Below are 16,767 nucleotides of genomic sequence, written 5' to 3'. Positions count from 1 at the left end.
GGTAGGCAAAGGCGCTGTCATGCACCCTCCTCACGCGACATCGTCGTGGCGCCGTGCCCACCGTAGCCACCGAGCTCGTCGATGGACGGTAGGCACGCCGCCGCCTGCTGCGGCCGCTTTGCCCACGACGGGCGAGCGGCGTCAACGCGCCTTGGGTGGCGACACGAGACTGCGGCCGCCATTGTCGAGCAGTGCGGTCTTGTAGGCCATGCTGCGGATCGGCGGGCATGCCAGGACGGCATCAATGAAAACGTCCGGCGGACGGTACCAGTGGGCCGCGATGTAATGGACGATCAGGACGGGCGCTACGTAGATGTTGCCTCGATAGGGCACGAAGACATTTTCGGAGCCCGTCGGCGCATCGAACTGGCAAAGGTCACAGGCGTGAAAGCCCGCACTCACCATCGGCTGCCAGGGATTGGAACAGAGCTCTTTCAGCCTTTGCATGAACGGCCTGCTGACAGGACCGGTCTCGAATTCAGTTTCGGTCCCGAGCCATCCCACGGCGGTGAGCGCGTCACAGTCGACGGGGAAGTAGCTGCAAGGCTCAAGATCCTTGATCGACGTCATGTTCAAAGGCCTCGCCAGATGTCGAAATTCCTGGTCACCGCCCCGGCATCACAGCAGAGCACCTGCAACGGCATGCAGCCTGGTGGCTATCCCGTGAACCTGACGGCGCTGGACCGGCGCTGAAATCTGGACGGGGGCTGAAGACATGAGCCGGGGGCGATGTTGATCTTCCTGAGTCTGATCATGCAACACTCGCCGAAGTCTGTTAAGAGAGCGCCCCGAACGAGAGGCAGAACGGTCGATGCGGGCATTTGTCGGCACGGATTTTCAGACGGCGACGACATGCTGACGTGAAGACCGCCTCGCGCTCCGATGGCACGGTGATCTGCGCATGACAAGCAAACGGCCAGTTGAACTCCTGATCGGCTTCGCCCGGGAGAAAGTCACACTGGAAGCGGCCAGAGCCGAGGCCATGTTTCGGAAGTTCATGTCGGGCGGCTTCTCCTACGAGGAGATCTCGAACCGTCCGGATTGGCCGACCTACGCGTCCGCAGAGGTTCTGGCCACCATCCTGCCGCTCATGATCGACGAGATGCTGGCCCGCGACGACACCGTAAACTATCTCATCTATCCCATGCTGACGGCCGTGGATCCCTCCGGCGGCGGAAGCGATGCGATGGCGGAACGAGCGGCGCAGCTGGCGGAGCTGGTCGATGACACCTTTGCCGAGAAGGTTCTACGGCTGTTGACGGCTGTGCGCGACGATCCTCCGATTCCCATCGCGCGATTGGATAGGATAGCTGCGTTCTGGAAAGACAAGGCGCCGACGCGGTGATCACGTCGGCAGACTCGGGTCAAGCGGGTGTGCCGCACAAGACGAATTCGAGTGTGGGCAAGAGCGTTATGCGCTCCCCCATGCACTATCGTGCCTTCGCCAGGGTTGCGCGCGATCGCTCCGATCAGCCCAATCGCCCATCGCTAGATCTGGCAGATCGTAGAGTGTCGGATCCCGAGACAAAAGATGTCCAAGTCCAACCACGTGAACCTCGGCCGGGTCACGGAAATCATGATCGTTGCCGACGCACGTTATCAGTATGTCACCTTCGGCATCGTAGTGGACGTAGTCCATGCTCCGCGACTTGTCGAACACATGCTGACAAACATAGATGGCTCGATTCGACGGTAGATCTGATAATATCAATCCCTGCCTCCCTTCTCGCACGTCCGGAGTCTGTCGATGGCGTGAAGTGATGGCGGATTGTCGACACGATGTGCGCGGCAGTCAATCGGCCTGTCCAACGCCATCGCCGCTGGACGGCCCCACTCCACCCAGCGCCGCTGTCAGCTCCGCCGCAATATCCCGCACCATCCCTCCGACCACAGGCACCCGCTCCTCCGTCAGGCGGCTCGCCAGGCCCGAGATGGAGATGGCAGCCACCGGCTCGCGGCAGGAATCGTGGACGACGGCGGCGATGCAGCGCAGGCCGAGCCTCGCCTCCTCGTCGTCGACGGCGTAGCCCTGGCGGCGGATGGTCTCGAGCTCGCGGAACAGGTCGCTGGCGCGGATGATCGATTTCTCGGTCAGGCGCGGCATGCCCTGGCGGTGGATGATGCCGTTGACGTCGTCATCGGAATAGGTCGCGAGCACCGCCTTGCCCATGCCGGAGGCGACCATGGCGAGGCGGCCCCCGACCTTGGTCAACGAGCGCATGATCTCCCGGCTGTCCAGCCGCAGCAGCACCATCAGCGATTCATCGTCGACGACGGCGAGATTGGCGGTCTCGCGCGACTGGTCGCGCAGCCTTCGCAGATAGGGAATCGCCAGCGCGACGAAATTGCGCCGCCGCGTGAAGGTCGCGCCGACGGCAAAGCTCTGCGCGCCGACGTGCCATTTCGATTCCATGCGGTCGAACTGGACGAAGCGGCGCTTCTCGAGCGTGGTCAGCAGGCGATGAACGGTCGAGGTCGAAAGCCCGGCACGGACGGCGAGATCGCTGAGGCGATAGCCTTCGTCGTCTTCGGCGAGAATCTCCAGGATCTGGAGCGCGCGGCCGACGGATTGCACGCCGCCGTCGCGGGGTTCGGCCGCAGCATCCGCGCGTGGCTCGATCGTCTTGCGACGGATCACGTGGCGCCTCTCTGCACCGCCCTCACAGGCGGCGCCGTTGCCGGACGGACGGATCTTGCTTCGTCACGCTATCAAAGAAAGTGCCGCCCCGGCGAGACGCCGGAGCGGCATTCGCATCGATTTGACTTAGAGCAGGCCCGCGCCGCGCGCCCACTTGTACTTGGCGCCGAGCACCTCGACCGGCAGCTCGGTCGAATAGGCATAGGCCGGGATGCCGTTCTGGTAGAGATATTCGGCGGCCTCCTCGACCTCGACGTCGCCGGCGAGCGAGGCGACGATCGGCTTGACGAAGCCCTTGGCCTCCATCTCCTTCTTCACCTCGACCATGTTGCGGGCGAACACCATCGGCGGGGTCACGATCGTGTGCCAGTAGCCGAGGATCAGCGCGTGGATGCGGTCGTCCGACAGGCCGAGCTTGACCGTGTTCACATAGGTGATCGGCGGCTCGCCGCCGGTGATGTCGACCGGGTTGCCGGCGGCACCGAACGGCGGGATGAACTTGCGGAAGGCGGCATCGAGGTCGGCCGGCATGGTCATCAGCGATAGGCCGTTGTCGACGACGGCGTCGGACAGCAGCACGCCCGAGCCGCCGGCGCCGGTGATGATGAGGACGTTCTCACCCTTGGGCGTCGGCAGCACCGGCACGCCACGGGCAAACTCGAGCAGCTGGCGCAGCGAGCGGGCGCGGATGACGCCGGACTGCTTCAGCACGTCCTCGTAGATCTTGTCGTTGCCGGCGAGCGCGCCGGTGTGCGACGAGGCGGCCTTGGCGCCGGCCGAGGTGCGGCCGGCCTTGAGCACGATGACCGGCTTCTTCTTGGAGACGCGCTTGGCGGCTTCCGCAAAGGCGCGGCCGTCCTTGAGGTCCTCGCAGTGCTGCGCGATCAGGTTGGTGTTGGGGTCCTGCTCGAAGAAGGCGAGCAGATCGTCCTCGTCGATATCGGACTTGTTGCCGAGGCCGACGATGGCAGACACACCCATTTTCGCCGAGCGCGAAAAACCGATGATCGCCATGCCGATGCCGCCCGACTGCGACGACAGCGCCGCGTGGCCCTTGACGTCGTAGGCGGTGCAGAAGGTCGCGCAGAGATTGGCCGGCGTGTAGTAGAAGCCGTAGATGTTCGGCCCCATCAGGCGGACATTGTACTTCTTGCCGATCTCGACGATCTCAGCCTGCAGCTCCGGCTCGTTGGCTTCGGCAAAGCCCGAGGGAATCAGCACCGCGCCGGGGATCTGCTTCTCGCCGCATTCGGTCAGCGCGCCGGCGACGAACTTGGCGGGGATCGCGAACACCGCCGTGTCGATCACGCCGGGCACGTCCTTGACGCTCTTGTAGGCCTTGTAGCCGAGGATCTCGGAGGCCTTCGGGTGGATCGGGTAGATCTGGCCCTTGTAGCCGCCGTTGATCAGGTTCTTCATCACGGAGTTGCCGATCTTGCCGTCCTCGGCGGAGGCGCCGATCACGGCGACCGCCTGGGGCTTCATGATGCGGTTCATCGCGGTGACGATTTCCTCGTTCGAGCGCGGCGCCGGACGGGGCTTGTAGTCGAAATCGACGACGATGCGGACGTCGGCCGCAATCGCGCCGGTCTTGGTCGCGAACACCGGATTGAGGTCGAGCTCGACGATTTCAGGGAAATCGCTGACCAGCTTCGACACCTTGACGATGACGTCCGCCAGCGCCTCGCGGCTCACGGCATCGCCGCCGCGCACGCCCTTCAACATTTCGTGGGCTTGGATGCCGTCGAGCATCGACAGGGCATCGTCCTTGGTCGCGGGAGCGAGGCGGAATGTCACATCCTTCAGCACCTCGACCAGCACGCCGCCGAGGCCGAAGGCCACCAGCTTGCCGAACGAACCGTCGGTGATCGAACCGACGATCACCTCGGTACCGCCGGTCAGCATCTGCTGCACCTGGATGCCTTCGATCTTGGCGTCGGCCTTGTACTTCTTCGCATTCGCGAGAATGGTCTCATACGCTGTCTTCGCATCGTCGGCAGTCTTGACGCCGACAATGACGCCGCCGGCTTCCGTCTTATGCAGAATGTCCGGCGAGACGATCTTCATCACGACCGGAAAACCCATGTCGCCCGCGAGCTTGGCCGCTTCGGCCGCGGACTTCGCCAGGCCCTCCTTCGGCACCGGAATGCCGTAGGCGTCGCACACGATCTTGCCTTCGGGCGCGGTGAGGCTGGTGCGTTTATCCGCCTTCACACGATCGAGAACGTCTCGGATCGTGGCCTTGGCATTCGGGATGGCGTCAGACATCGGGGCTTCCTCCTGGAGATTGCTGGTCGTTTATGGCATTTGGTATGCCAGACGCAAACTTTGTCAAGCGCAACGAAGATGTGGACACGCTGAAAAAGCTCGCAGCTTGACATCCTGGCATCTGGTATGCCAAAAAACTTGAACGCAAAATGCTGTAAACAAGCATCTCCCAAGGAGAGGAGACGGTCTTGTCTACAGAAAAAACGAACAAGGCATTGCCCATCATGGCCGAGGCCGACATCGCGATCGCTCGCATCGCCCCGGAGACGAGCTTCAAGAATAAGGCCTATGAGGCCTTGAAAGAAGCCATTCTGAAGATGGACATCTACGCCTCGCCCGAGCCTGTCATGCTCGACGAGCGCGCTCTCTCCGAGCGCCTCGGTGTCAGCCGCACGCCCATTCGCGAAGCGATCGCGATGCTGGAGCAGGACGGCTTCGTGAAGACCGTGCCGCGCCGTGGCATCGTCGTGGTGCGCCGGACCAAGAGCGAGATCGTCGACATGATCCGCGCCTGGGCGGCGCTTGAGAGCATGGCGGCGCGGCTGATCACGACGATCGCGCGCAAGAAGGACATCTCGGCGCTGCGCGACTACTTCAAGGACTTCGGCAAGGACCGCCCGCCGCAGGAGCACGTCGAGGAATATTCGAAGGCGAACATCGCGTTTCATCAGGCGCTGATCTCGCTGTCGGAATCGCCCGTGTTGGTCGACATGACCAACGACATCCTGCTGCACGTGCGCGGCTATCGCCAGCTCACGATCGGGCGCACCGATCGTATCGCGGCCTCCCTGCCCGAGCATCTCGCGATCATCGAGGCGCTGGAGGAACGCAACACCGAGCTCGCCGAAAAGCGCGCCCGTGATCACACGCTGGGCCTCGCGACCTATGTCGAGACGCACGGCCAGGAACTATTCAGCTGACAGGTTCAAACAGAAGAAGACGCCGCAAAGCGCCTTCGTAGACGACCAGGGAGAGAGGCGCATGGCGCAGACTGCTGTTAAGACCGAGGCACCGGACACGCACGAGGAGCTCACGGACGGTTTTCATCTCGTCATCGACGCGATGAAGCTGAACGGGATCGACACGATCTACAACGTGCCGGGCATTCCGATCACCGATCTCGGTCGCATGGCGCAGGCTGAAGGCATCCGCGTGCTCTCCTTCCGTCACGAGCAGAACGCCGGCTACGCCGCCGCGATCGCCGGCTTCCTCACCAGGAAGCCGGGCGTCTGCCTCACCGTCTCCGCTCCCGGCTTTCTCAACGGACTCACTGCGCTCGCGCATGCGACGACGAACTGCTTCCCGATGATCCTGGTCTCGGGCTCCTCGGAGCGCGAGATCGTCGACCTGCAGCAGGGCGACTATGAAGAGATGGATCAGCTCGCGATCGCCAAGCCGCTGTGCAAGGCGGCGTTCCGCGTGCTGCACGCGCAGGACATCGGCATCGGCTTCGCCCGCGCGATCCGCGCCGCCGTCTCGGGCCGTCCGGGCGGCGTCTATCTCGACCTGCCGGCAAAGCTGTTCGGCCAGGTGATGAACGCGCAAGCCGGCGCGGCCTCGCTGGTCAAGGTGATCGATCCGGCCCCGGCGCAGATCCCCTCGCCCGACTCGGTGAAGCGCGCGCTCGATCTGTTGAAGAACGCGAAACGCCCGCTGATCATCCTCGGCAAGGGCGCGGCCTACGCGCAGGCCGACGAGGCGATCAAGACCTTCGTCGAGAAGAGCGGCGTGCCGTTCCTGCCGATGAGCATGGCCAAGGGCCTGCTGCCCGACCTGCATCCGCAGTGCGCCGGCGCGGCGCGCTCGACCGTGCTGAAGGACTCCGACGTCGTCATGCTGATCGGCGCCCGCCTCAACTGGCTGTTGTCGCACGGCAAGGGCAAGAGCTGGGGCGAACAGCCGAAGAAGTTCATCCAGGTCGACATCGAGCCGAAGGAGATGGACTCCAACGTCGAGATCGCGGCCCCCGTGGTCGGCGACATCGGCTCGGTCGTCACGGCTTTCAGCGAGGCGATGGGCAGCAACTGGCCCAAGGCTTCGGTCGAGTGGCTGAGCGCGGTGCAGAAGAAGCGCGAGGACAACGTCGCCAAGATGGCGCCGCGGCTGATGAACAACAACTCGCCGATGGACTATCACGGCGCGCTCGGCGTGCTCCGCACCATCATCAAGGAGCGTCCCGACGCGATCCTGGTCAACGAGGGCGCCAACACGCTCGACCTCGCCCGCGGCGTCATCGACATGTATCAGCCGCGCAAGCGGCTCGACGTCGGCACCTGGGGCGTGATGGGCATCGGCATGGGCTCGGCGATCGCCGCCGCGGTCGAGACCGGTAAGCCGGTGCTGGCGATCGAGGGCGACAGCGCCTTCGGCTTCTCCGGCATGGAGGTCGAGACGATCTGTCGCTACAATCTTCCGATCTGCGTCGTTATCTTCAACAACGACGGCATCTATCGCGGCACCGATCAGAACTCGGCGGGCGACGACCCGGCGACCACCGTGTTCGTCAAGGGCGCGCGCTATGACAAGATGATGGAGGCCTTCGGCGGCGTTGGCGTCAACGCGACCTCGCCAGACGAGCTGAAGCGCGCCGTCAACGAAGCGATGGATTCCGGCAAGCCGACCTTGATCAACGCCGTGATCGATCCTGCTGCGGGATCCGAGAGCGGCCGTATCGGCAACCTCAATCCGCAGAGCGTGCTGACGAAGAAGAAGTAAAGGCCACCCGCAAGGACATCAGATGCCCGCTGTCGCGGGATGACCAATCGTTACGGAGAGCAAGACATGACCAAGGCGCTCGAGGGCGTTCGCATTCTCGATTTCACCCACGTCCAGTCCGGACCGACCTGCACGCAGCTGCTGGCCTGGTTCGGCGCCGACGTGATCAAGGTCGAGCGGCCGGGCGTGGGTGACATCACCCGCGGCCAGCTTCAGGACATTCCCAACGTGGACAGCCTCTATTTCACGATGCTGAACCACAACAAGCGGTCGATCACGCTCGACACCAAGAACCCCAAGGGCAAGGAGGTTCTGACCGAGCTGATCAAGAAGTGCGACGTGCTGGTCGAGAATTTCGGCCCCGGCGTGCTCGATCGCATGGGCTTCCCCTGGGAGAAGATCCAGGCGATCAACCCGAAGATGATCGTCGCCTCGATCAAGGGCTTCGGCCCTGGTCCCTACGAGGACTGCAAGGTCTATGAGAACGTCGCGCAGTGCACCGGCGGCGCCGCCTCGACCACCGGCTTCCGTGACGGCCTGCCGCTCGTGACCGGCGCGCAGATCGGCGATTCCGGCACCGGCCTGCACCTCGCCCTCGGCATCGTCACCGCGCTCTATCAGCGCACCCACACCGGCCGTGGCCAGCGCGTCACCGCCGCGATGCAGGACGGGGTCTTGAACCTCTGCCGCGTCAAGCTGCGCGACCAGCAGCGCCTCGAGCACGGCCCGCTGAAGGAATACAGCCAGTTCGGCGAGGGCGTGCCGTTCGGCGACGCCGTGCCGCGCGCCGGCAATGATTCCGGCGGCGGCCAGCCCGGTCGCATCCTGAAGTGCAAGGGCTGGGAAACCGACCCGAACGCCTACATCTACTTCATCACCCAGGCCCCGGTCTGGGAGAAGATCTGCGACGTGATCGGCGAGCCGACCTGGAAGACCGACCCGAACTACGCCAAGCCCGCTGCCCGCCTGCCGCGCCTGAACGAGATCTTCGGCCGGATCGAGCAGTGGACCATGACCAAGACCAAGTTCGAGGCCATGGACATCTTGAACGAGTTCGACATCCCCTGCGGCCCGATCCTGTCGATGAAGGAGATCGCCGAGGACGAGTCGCTGCGCAAGACCGGCACGCTGGTCGAGGTCGACCACCCGACCCGCGGCAAGTATCTCTCGGTCGGCAACCCGATCAAGCTGTCGGACAGCCCGGCCGACGTCACGCGCTCGCCCCTGCTCGGCGAGCACACCGACGAGATCCTGCGCCAGGTGCTGGGCTTCAGCGACCACCAGGTCGCCGAGATCCACGACTCCGGCGCACTCGATCCGCCGCGCAAGGAAGCTGCTGAGTAAGCGGCAACGCAGCACCAAGGCAGGAGCGGCGCGAGCGCCGCAGCACCTACCTCCCACCGACATCAAGCCGCCGGCATCGCCCGGCGGCTTTTTGATTCCCGCCCACCGAGACTTGACGTCTCCTTGGCACGCTTCTGCGAAGGATATCGCCCGCTGCCCTACTTGTCGCGCTGAGATCCACCCAAATCCCAGTCGGGCCGAACCTTTTGGTCTCTTGCGCGGCGATAAGCTGGCACCGGGTCGCGTCACCGCCAGCGCCGATAGTCGCTTGAGAGCTTTCTCGCGCACGCGCGCTGACAAATCAGACTGCGATAAACGTTGGAGTTTCTCGGCTGCCTCGGGCGTACCGATATCATGCAGCGCCCAGATGCACTTGATTGCCAGGGATTCGTTGTCGTTGTAGGCGAGATAATCATGCTTGCGCAACGCCGTCCGATACAGGCAGTCAATGGTGACCGGCAAACGCAAATCTGAGGTTATCGGTCGACCTCTCTGTCAAACTCTCCTCAAGCTCGACGCGAACGATCTCGGGCGTAGTTCGCGGATTTGCGCCGAATTGCGCGATGAAGGATTCCTCCGAGAGGCCTCCTTGCACAAGGTCCCAAATGAGGCGCCTTTTCGGGACGTCCATATCCGGCTCCAACGTCCAACGCTTCCAGTTCGATCGACCAGCTGAGGACAACAATAGTTGTCGATCTTAGCTAGATAAATTTGCAATGTCGACGCGAGCGTCTGGATGACGCCTGTCCCAGTCGTAGAGAATTCGACGGCTTAGGACCCTGGCTGTGTGAAAACGCTGCGCGGCTGTTATGATTCTCCAGTGATTCTTTTGGGGGAATCGATGAGGCGCTTCGTTGAAGAGGCGGATCGTGGGCAATGGACGCTGTTGCCTGAATGCCTCGATGATTTCATTGACGAGAGCAACCCCGTTCGCGTGATCGACGCATTTGTCGAAGCGCTCGATTTGTCTGAGATGGGTTTTGAAGGGGTGGAGCCGGCAGCCACCGGTCGGCCGTCGTACCACCCCTCGGTTCTCCTGAAGCTTTACATCTACGGCTATCTGAACCGGGTGCAGTCGAGCCGGCGGCTCGAACGGGAGGCCGGCCGCAATCTCGAGGTGATGTGGCTGCTGGGTCGGCTCGCGCCTGATCACAAGACCATCGCCGACTTCCGTAAAGACAACGGCCTGGCGCTTCGCATGGTCTGTGCGCGCTTTGTCGAACTCTGCCGTGGGATGGGCCTTCTGGCGACGGCGAGCGTCGCCATCGATGGCAGCAAGTTCAAAGCCGTGAACAACCGAGACAAGAACTTCACACGGGCAAAGGTCCAACGGCGGCGTGCTCAGCTGGAGGAGAGCGTCGCGCGTTATCTGAGCCAACTTGACACGGCCGACCGCCAGGAGCCGACAGAGGCGCTGGCTGCGAAGGTGACGAGACTTGCCGAGAAGCTCACGAAGCTGAAGGAGGAAATGGGCAAGCTTGCCGCGTATGAGAAGCAGATGCTTGCGTCGTCCGATCAGCAAATCTCTCTGACCGATCCCGACAGCCGCTCGATGGCAACGAGCGGCCGCGGCTCCGGCGTTGTCGGCTACAATGTACAGGTCGCCGTGGACACCGAGCACCATCTGATTGTGACGCACGAGGTCACGAACAGCGGTTCAGATCGCGCCCAACTTGCTAACATGGCCAAACAGGCAAAGGCCGTTCTCAAGAGCGAGACGCTCGACGCTGTAGCCGATCGCGGCTACTTCAATAGCCCAGAGATCCTCGCGTGCCACGAGGCCGGAATCACGGTGACGCTGCCCAAGCCGCAGACGTCAAATGCTAAGTCGGAGGGACGCTTCGGTAAGCAGGACTTTGTCTATTTGCCAGAACAGGATGCCTATCGCTGCCCAGCTGGAGAGCGATTACCGTATCGCTATACAAACGAAGAAGACGGCAAGGTGTTGCGGCGCTACTGGACCACAGCCTGTCAAACCTGTTCGCTCAAATCCCAGTGCACGCCGGGGCCGGAGCGGCGGATTACACGGTGGGAGCACGAGCATCTGCTTGAGGCAGTGCAGCAGCGCCTTGACGCAAACCCGGAAGCGATGCGCCAGCGGCGCGAGACGGTCGAACATCCGTTCGGCACGATGAAGGCCCGTATGGGAGCGACGCACTTCCTCACTAAATCGCTCCCAAAAGTAGCCGCCGAGATGGCCCTATCGGTTCTGGCGTACAACCTCACACGGGTCATGAACATCGTCGGGGTCAAGCCGTTGATCGCGGCAATCACAGCCTGAGAAACGCCCGCGTCCTCGTGGTCAGGACGGACGTCCGCAAGGCCGTTTTTACACGACCAAGACCCATCTGAGACATTTCGCTAGCATCCCACATTGTAGTAGCGAAGGCCCCTTCCAGAGTTCTGCTTTGAACCGACACGATGGTCTTCCCTCAGATTGAGGGCAGGCATGAGGCTGCGAAAATTCCCGATCCCATACCTGGAGGCGGGGCGTTGGCCCGCGTTCTCATCGTAGGCGTTTGACTCAAATCAAATAGAACCCGCCTTAGGCTCATAGGGTTTTGCATGGTGGGCTGTCGCGAGGTTCTTTCCAAAACTCTATCGGTGAAGAGTTCATGTCCAGGCGCGTACCTCCTGTCGAAAACCGTGGTCGATCCATTCGGTTCTGGTTGGGGTTGCTCCTCGTGGTCTGCACGGTTCCGGCAATGCTGGTCGCCGGCTACCTGATCACCGACTCGTATATTGCGGCACGCGACAATGCAGAACGCAATACCGTGGCCACAACACGCGCGCTGATGCAGGCGGTCGACCGCGAGCTGCTCAGCGTCCAGTCGAGCTTGCGGGTGCTTGCAAAGTCACCCTACCTGCAGTCCGGTGATCTTGCCGCCTTTCATGAGCACTCGCGCGAACTGCTGCAGTGGCTGACAGGCAATGTAATTGTCATCGCGGACGCGGCCGGACAACTCCTGGTCAGCACGATGGTCCCCTACGGTCAGCCGTTGCCCAGAACCAGCATCCCAGGCCTGGTCCGCACCATCTTCGAGTCCGGCCGACCTGCGATTTCCGATTTTTATATCGGAGCCACATCGAGACAGCCTCAAATCGCCGTCGGTGTGCCCGTGTTTCGGGACGGGAAGGTCGCGTATGCGCTTGTGATGGGCATTCTTCCCGCGAATGTTGCCGTAATCTTGGAGCGGCAGAAGATACCGGAGGGCTGGATCGTGGCGATCCTCGACACCGGCGGGACTATCGTCGCCCGGACCAAAGATCCGGAACTGTTCATCGGCCAGCAGGGAACGCCTGAATTCCAACGCCAGACGTCGAGGGCGCAGGAGGGCATATACGAGACCCCGACGCTGGAAGGTATCGCAGTCATCGGCGGATACCACCGGTCGTCGATCACGGGCTGGATGATCGCATTCGGCGTTCCCAAGAGCGTCTATACGACGAATCTGCGATGGGCACTGATGATCCAGAGCGCTACCGCGGTCCTCGTGCTGTTGCTCGGTGCGTTGTTGGCGGCAAGTATCAGCAGGCGAATCGTCCGCTCGATCCGCGCGATGACGACCCCGGCGCTTGCGCTGGGACTGTCCAGGAAGATTGATGTCCCGACGGTCGAAATTCGGGAGGTGAACGAGCTAGGTCACGCTCTGACAACGGCTTCCCAATTGATCAACCAGCGCGAGGTCGAGCGCGACGAGGCGCAGCACCAAAAAGCGCAAATCGAGGAGTCGCTCCGGCGATCACAGAAGCTGGAAGCGATTGGCCAGATGGCCGCCACCATCGCCCACGATTTCGGAAATCTGCTCACCCCGATCCTAGGAAACTTGGATATGCTCGAGGAGCGGATCGATGATCCCCGCTCGCGATTGCGTATCAATAATGCCCTGGCTAGTGCCAAACGGGGCCAGCAGCTCGTCCGCTCCCTTATGGCCTTCGCACGCCAAGAGCCGTCGGCAGTGACGATCATCGACATCAATCAGGCGATCCTTGCCATGGAGGGAGTGCTGGAGCAGTCGCTGGGCACAATCGGCAAGCTGATCTTCAACCTCGCATCGGAGGCTTGGCCCGTACGCGGCGACGCAACCCAACTGGAGATGGCGATCATCAACCTGGTCGTCAATGCGCGCGATGCCATGACCGCGGAAGGCACCGTGCAAATATCGACGATGAATAGGACGCTGCACGGCGAGCACGACAATCTCTCGGGCGATTACGTGGCAGTCGCGGTTTCCGACACGGGCTCGGGCATGCCGCCTGAAATCCTCGCGGTTGCATTCGAGCCCTTGTTCACGACCAAAGAGCCGGGCAAAGGCACCGGGCTCGGTCTCGCCAGCGTTTATAGATTTGCCAAACAATGCGGCGGTGTCGCGGTGATCGAGAGTGAGCTCCGCAAGGGAACCACGGTCACGATCTATCTGCCGCGTGCGCGCAACGACGCAACGACTGATAGCGGTGACTCTCGGCTCGGCCAGGCCGCCGACCTGGGCGACGTGAAGTGACGTGCTTGGCCCATTTCGGGCCCAGAGGTCATTGATTGCGACGGTGTCGTTGAGAGCCACAGCAGACATCTGCCGAAGATGCGACAGCCTCTTCGTATCCGGCGGCCGGCCAGGCCGCATCCCGCAAGGGGTGGGAGGACTCGTAGTGGTCAAAGCAAGTTGATCCGATCTGCTTCATCCCCCGACATCCACGCCGCCATGCGCATGCTCTGGTAACATGAGTTCGCCCGGCGCATCGTGGTCACAACCGTCCTACAACGTGCCAGGTTGCGATGGCCGTCCTCCAGCTCTTTCGAGGTTGAACGCTTACCTGCCGAAAATTCCGCCCACCACGCGGTGCATCGCACCGCCGATCGCGCCGATGGGACCTCCGACATTGCGCTGATGTCGCGCGCGTCCCGTGCTGCGACGGGCTTGGCGGTCGGATTTGGCAGCCTCGGCGGCCGCGTCCATCAGGACCTTGTGCTGGGCGGCATTGAGGAAGCCGGTCGTGGGGTAGCCGCGCTCCTCCTGCCAATGGGCGAGGGCGGCGCGGGTCTGTTCGTCGAACGTCCCGTTGATCTTGGTGCCGAACCCGAGCCTGGTCAGCCCTCGTTGCACCGCGCGACGCTTCGCCTTGGTGAGGCCGATCTGGTTCTCGGCCTGCTGATTGGCGTCCTGGGCAGCGATCACGGTATCGGCGGGTGCCGACGCTTCACGAGGTGTGCTGCTCAGACCAGCGTGAGCGACCTGCGCGCTTCCGGCGATCGCTAGGAGGGACAGTGCCAGGATCAAGGCGCGCATGGCCTTTCCTTCGCCGATGATACGTTTCTAGAAGAGATACAGCGCGCCGAACTGAACGATCAACATCCGGTCATGCCGCTCCGTGCGATTGCAGGGTAACTGCGGCCCGGGCGGCACGGTTCCCTGGCCCCGCGCCATTGTTCCCTCGCGTTGCACGCGGAGCACGCGATCGGAGCGCACCTGGGAGGTGTCCAGCAGTGGCCGCGATCCCGGATCGTCGTGGGCGAGCCAGCCGCGGCAGGCAAGCCGTCGCATAGCCGCGAATGCGTATCTAATTACCTTTTAACTGTTCTGAGCCCCCCATTGGGCGGCTCTTTCTGCATGAGGAGCCAAATTTCGATTGAAAATCCAAATCGTCACATTCCTGCTGCATCGCAAAATGCTCATACCGCCATGCAATATAATCCGTTGTATCTGGCATCTGGTATACGTAAATTCTCGTCAGTCAGAACGTCATACCGCCTCACTGAAGGAGACAAACCATGGCCAAGACCGTCGCCCTCCCCCTCGTCCAGCCCGTGTCGCTGTTCGGCCGCCTGCTGGCGACCCTCGACCGCGTGCTGATGACCAGCGCCCGCGCCGCCAACCGCAACGGCGACCTGCCCTATTTCGGCCTCTGAGGCTCGGCGCGCTTCGCGCGCGCAGGCAGCCCTCGAAGCCCAACCAAGAGCCCCGGATCTCCGGGGCTTTTGCTTTTGCGACCCCCACGCGACCTGCGACATATTGGCCCCGTGGGCGTCCCACCCGATCTCCTCAATTGCGGTCGGTCACCTCTTCATACCAAAATCAAATCGGTCGATTTGCTGCGGATGCTCCTCTTGCTGCCTGATCCCGGCTGCCAATACAACTTTTGGCTGCATGGCATGGCAAGGAAGTCCGGGGCTGGCGACGGCCTGAAGCTGGTCACGGTGGGGATGACACCGGCGGGCTCGACAGGTCGGTGGTTCGATTGGGCACAGCGGCCGGAAGAAGCCGTGCGCTCTCGGGAATGAAGGGGAGAAAGCGTCGATGAAGCGTTCCGTGCGCGTGGCCGTTATGGCTGGCATCGCCCTGATGGCAGGGCATATCCCGGCTCTGGCGGGATGGGAGCCTGTCCGGCCGGTCGAGTTCATCGTTCCGGCTGGCACCGGCGGCGGTGCCGATCAGATGGCCCGGACGATCCAGGGCATCGTCACCAAGCACAACCTGATGAAGCAGCCGCTGGTCGTGATCAACAAGTCCGGTGGCGCCGGCGGCGAAGGCTTCCTCGACGTCAAGGCGTCGGCCGGCAATCCCCACAAGATCATCATCACGCTGTCGAACCTGTTCACGACGCCGCTCGCGACCGGCATTCCGTTCAACTGGAAGGACCTCACTCCCGTCGCGATGCTGGCGCTCGACGAGTTCGTGCTCTGGGTCAATGCCGAGAAGCCCTACACCACCGCCAAGGACTACGTCGATGCGGTCAAGCAGGCCGGCGGCACCCTCAAGATGGGCGGCACCGGCTCGAAGCAGGAAGACCAGATCATCACGGTAGCCATGGAGAAGGCGACCGGCGCGAAGTTCACCTACATCCCCTACAAGGGCGGCGGCGAAGTGGCCGTGCAACTGGTGGGCAACCACATCGATTCCACCGTCAACAATCCGATCGAGGCGGTGGCGCAGTGGCGCGGCGGCAAGGTCAGGCCGCTCTGCGTGTTCGACGACAAGCCGATGGGCTTTGACGAGCCGATCACCGACGGCAAGGCCTGGAAGGACATCCCGACCTGCAAGTCTCAGGGGCTCGACATCGAATATCTGATGCTGCGCGGCATCTTCATGTCGCCGCGGGCCACCAAGGACCAGATCGAATACTACGTCGACCTGTTCAGGAAGGTGCGAGAGACGCCGGAATGGCAGGACTTCATGAAGACCGGCGCCTTCAACACCACCTTCATGACCGGTGCGGACTACGCGAAGTGGGTCGAGACCGAAGAGAAGCGGCACGAGCTCCTGATGAAGGAAGCCGGCTTCCTGGCCTCGAACTGAGCGGCTCGCATGAGAAGTCACGATGGATCGGCCGGCCCCAGCCACAAGGCGGTCGAGGCCGGCGTCACGCTCGCCATCGCGCTGTTCGGGATCATCGTGATCATCGGCAGCGTGAAGGCGGGAATCAATTGGGGCGCTGAGGGGCCGCGGGCGGGATTCTTTCCGTTCTATGTCGGCCTGCTCATCGTCGCGGCCAGCGCGATGAATGTCCGCAACACGCTGCGCGAGGACGACGGCCGTGTCTTCGCCGAATGGGGCCAGCTCCGCCAGGTCATGAGCGTGGTGGTGCCGACGGCGATCTATGTCGGCGCCCTGCCCTTCATTGGCCTCTACCTCGCGTCCATGATCTTCATCGCCTGGTTCATGCGGTGGCTCGGCAAATATGGCTGGCTCACGGTGGCAGCGGTCGCGATCGGCATGCCGGTCGTGACCTATCTGATCTTCGAGCGCTGGTTCATGGTCCCCCTCCCCAAGGGGCCGATCGAGGATCGGCTCGGGCTCTAACAAGAA

The 16,767-nt window shown here is 62.7% G+C and carries 13 protein-coding genes; 9 read left to right on the top strand and 4 right to left on the bottom strand.

All coding sequences use genetic code 11. From position 1 onward, the window contains the following. Nucleotides 1-141 precede the first annotated feature (141 nt). The gene (locus ACQR1E_RS12775; protein ID WP_434897107.1) at nt 142-570 is read right to left on the bottom strand and encodes a hypothetical protein; all 429 of its coding nucleotides are present in this window, start codon (nt 568-570) and stop codon (nt 142-144) included. 331 nt (nt 571-901) lie between these two features. Between ACQR1E_RS12775 and ACQR1E_RS12770 the strand changes: the two genes are divergently transcribed. Continuing rightward, the gene (locus ACQR1E_RS12770; RefSeq protein WP_434897106.1) at nt 902-1,345 is read left to right on the top strand and encodes a hypothetical protein; all 444 of its coding nucleotides are present in this window, start codon (nt 902-904) and stop codon (nt 1,343-1,345) included. Between the two features lie 447 nt (nt 1,346-1,792). Here ACQR1E_RS12770 and ACQR1E_RS12765 read toward each other — a convergent pair whose 3' ends face one another. Both ACQR1E_RS12765 and ACQR1E_RS12760 read right to left on the bottom strand, forming a co-directional pair. Next, nucleotides 1,793-2,638, bottom strand: a complete 846-nt coding sequence (locus ACQR1E_RS12765; protein WP_434897105.1) for an IclR family transcriptional regulator — start codon at nt 2,636-2,638, stop codon at nt 1,793-1,795. A 126-nt stretch (nt 2,639-2,764) separates the two neighbouring features. Beyond that, a complete protein-coding gene (locus ACQR1E_RS12760; protein WP_316171122.1) occupies nt 2,765-4,906 on the bottom strand; it encodes an acetate--CoA ligase family protein in 2,142 nt (713 codons plus the stop codon). Between the two features lie 188 nt (nt 4,907-5,094). Here ACQR1E_RS12760 and ACQR1E_RS12755 point away from each other — a divergent pair, with 188 nt between their 5' ends. The 5 genes from ACQR1E_RS12755 to ACQR1E_RS12735 all read left to right on the top strand — a co-directional run bounded on the left by ACQR1E_RS12755 (nt 5,095) and on the right by ACQR1E_RS12735 (nt 13,467). Beyond that, nucleotides 5,095-5,826: a GntR family transcriptional regulator gene (locus ACQR1E_RS12755; RefSeq protein WP_315718407.1), complete on the top strand. Its 732-nt coding sequence runs from the start codon at nt 5,095-5,097 to the stop codon at nt 5,824-5,826. Between the two features lie 61 nt (nt 5,827-5,887). Continuing rightward, nucleotides 5,888-7,621, top strand: a complete 1,734-nt coding sequence (gene oxc, locus ACQR1E_RS12750) for an oxalyl-CoA decarboxylase (protein ID WP_434897104.1) — start codon at nt 5,888-5,890, stop codon at nt 7,619-7,621. A gap of 66 nt (nt 7,622-7,687) precedes the next feature. Next, nucleotides 7,688-8,965 (top strand): formyl-CoA transferase, encoded by a 1,278-nt coding sequence (gene frc, locus ACQR1E_RS12745; RefSeq protein ID WP_315718405.1) that lies wholly within the window; start codon nt 7,688-7,690, stop codon nt 8,963-8,965. An 841-nt stretch (nt 8,966-9,806) separates the two neighbouring features. Beyond that, nucleotides 9,807-11,246 (top strand): IS1182 family transposase, encoded by a 1,440-nt coding sequence (locus tag ACQR1E_RS12740; RefSeq protein WP_315716201.1) that lies wholly within the window; start codon nt 9,807-9,809, stop codon nt 11,244-11,246. 424 nt (nt 11,247-11,670) lie between these two features. Next, complete coding sequence (locus ACQR1E_RS12735; RefSeq protein WP_316175931.1) at nt 11,671-13,467, top strand: sensor histidine kinase; 1,797 nt, start codon at nt 11,671-11,673, stop codon at nt 13,465-13,467. A gap of 306 nt (nt 13,468-13,773) precedes the next feature. Here ACQR1E_RS12735 and ACQR1E_RS12730 read toward each other — a convergent pair whose 3' ends face one another. Beyond that, a complete protein-coding gene (locus ACQR1E_RS12730) occupies nt 13,774-14,250 on the bottom strand; it encodes a peptidoglycan-binding domain-containing protein (RefSeq protein ID WP_315753028.1) in 477 nt (158 codons plus the stop codon). A 482-nt stretch (nt 14,251-14,732) separates the two neighbouring features. Here ACQR1E_RS12730 and ACQR1E_RS12725 point away from each other — a divergent pair, with 482 nt between their 5' ends. From ACQR1E_RS12725 to ACQR1E_RS12715, 3 genes are all read left to right on the top strand, one after another. Beyond that, nucleotides 14,733-14,870, top strand: a complete 138-nt coding sequence (locus ACQR1E_RS12725; protein WP_315716173.1) for a hypothetical protein — start codon at nt 14,733-14,735, stop codon at nt 14,868-14,870. Nucleotides 14,871-15,258: 388 nt separating this feature from the next. Continuing rightward, on the top strand, nt 15,259-16,257 hold the full coding sequence (locus ACQR1E_RS12720) for a Bug family tripartite tricarboxylate transporter substrate binding protein (protein WP_434897103.1): 999 nt from the start codon (nt 15,259-15,261) through the stop codon (nt 16,255-16,257). Nucleotides 16,258-16,266: 9 nt separating this feature from the next. Then, a complete protein-coding gene (locus tag ACQR1E_RS12715) occupies nt 16,267-16,761 on the top strand; it encodes a tripartite tricarboxylate transporter TctB family protein (RefSeq protein WP_316184521.1) in 495 nt (164 codons plus the stop codon). Nucleotides 16,762-16,767: the final 6 nt, after the last annotated feature.

Source organism: Bradyrhizobium sp. HKCCYLRH1030, assembly GCF_051168395.1.
Lineage (GTDB): Bacteria > Pseudomonadota > Alphaproteobacteria > Rhizobiales > Xanthobacteraceae > Bradyrhizobium.
This window is presented reverse-complemented; position numbering and strand designations above follow the sequence as displayed.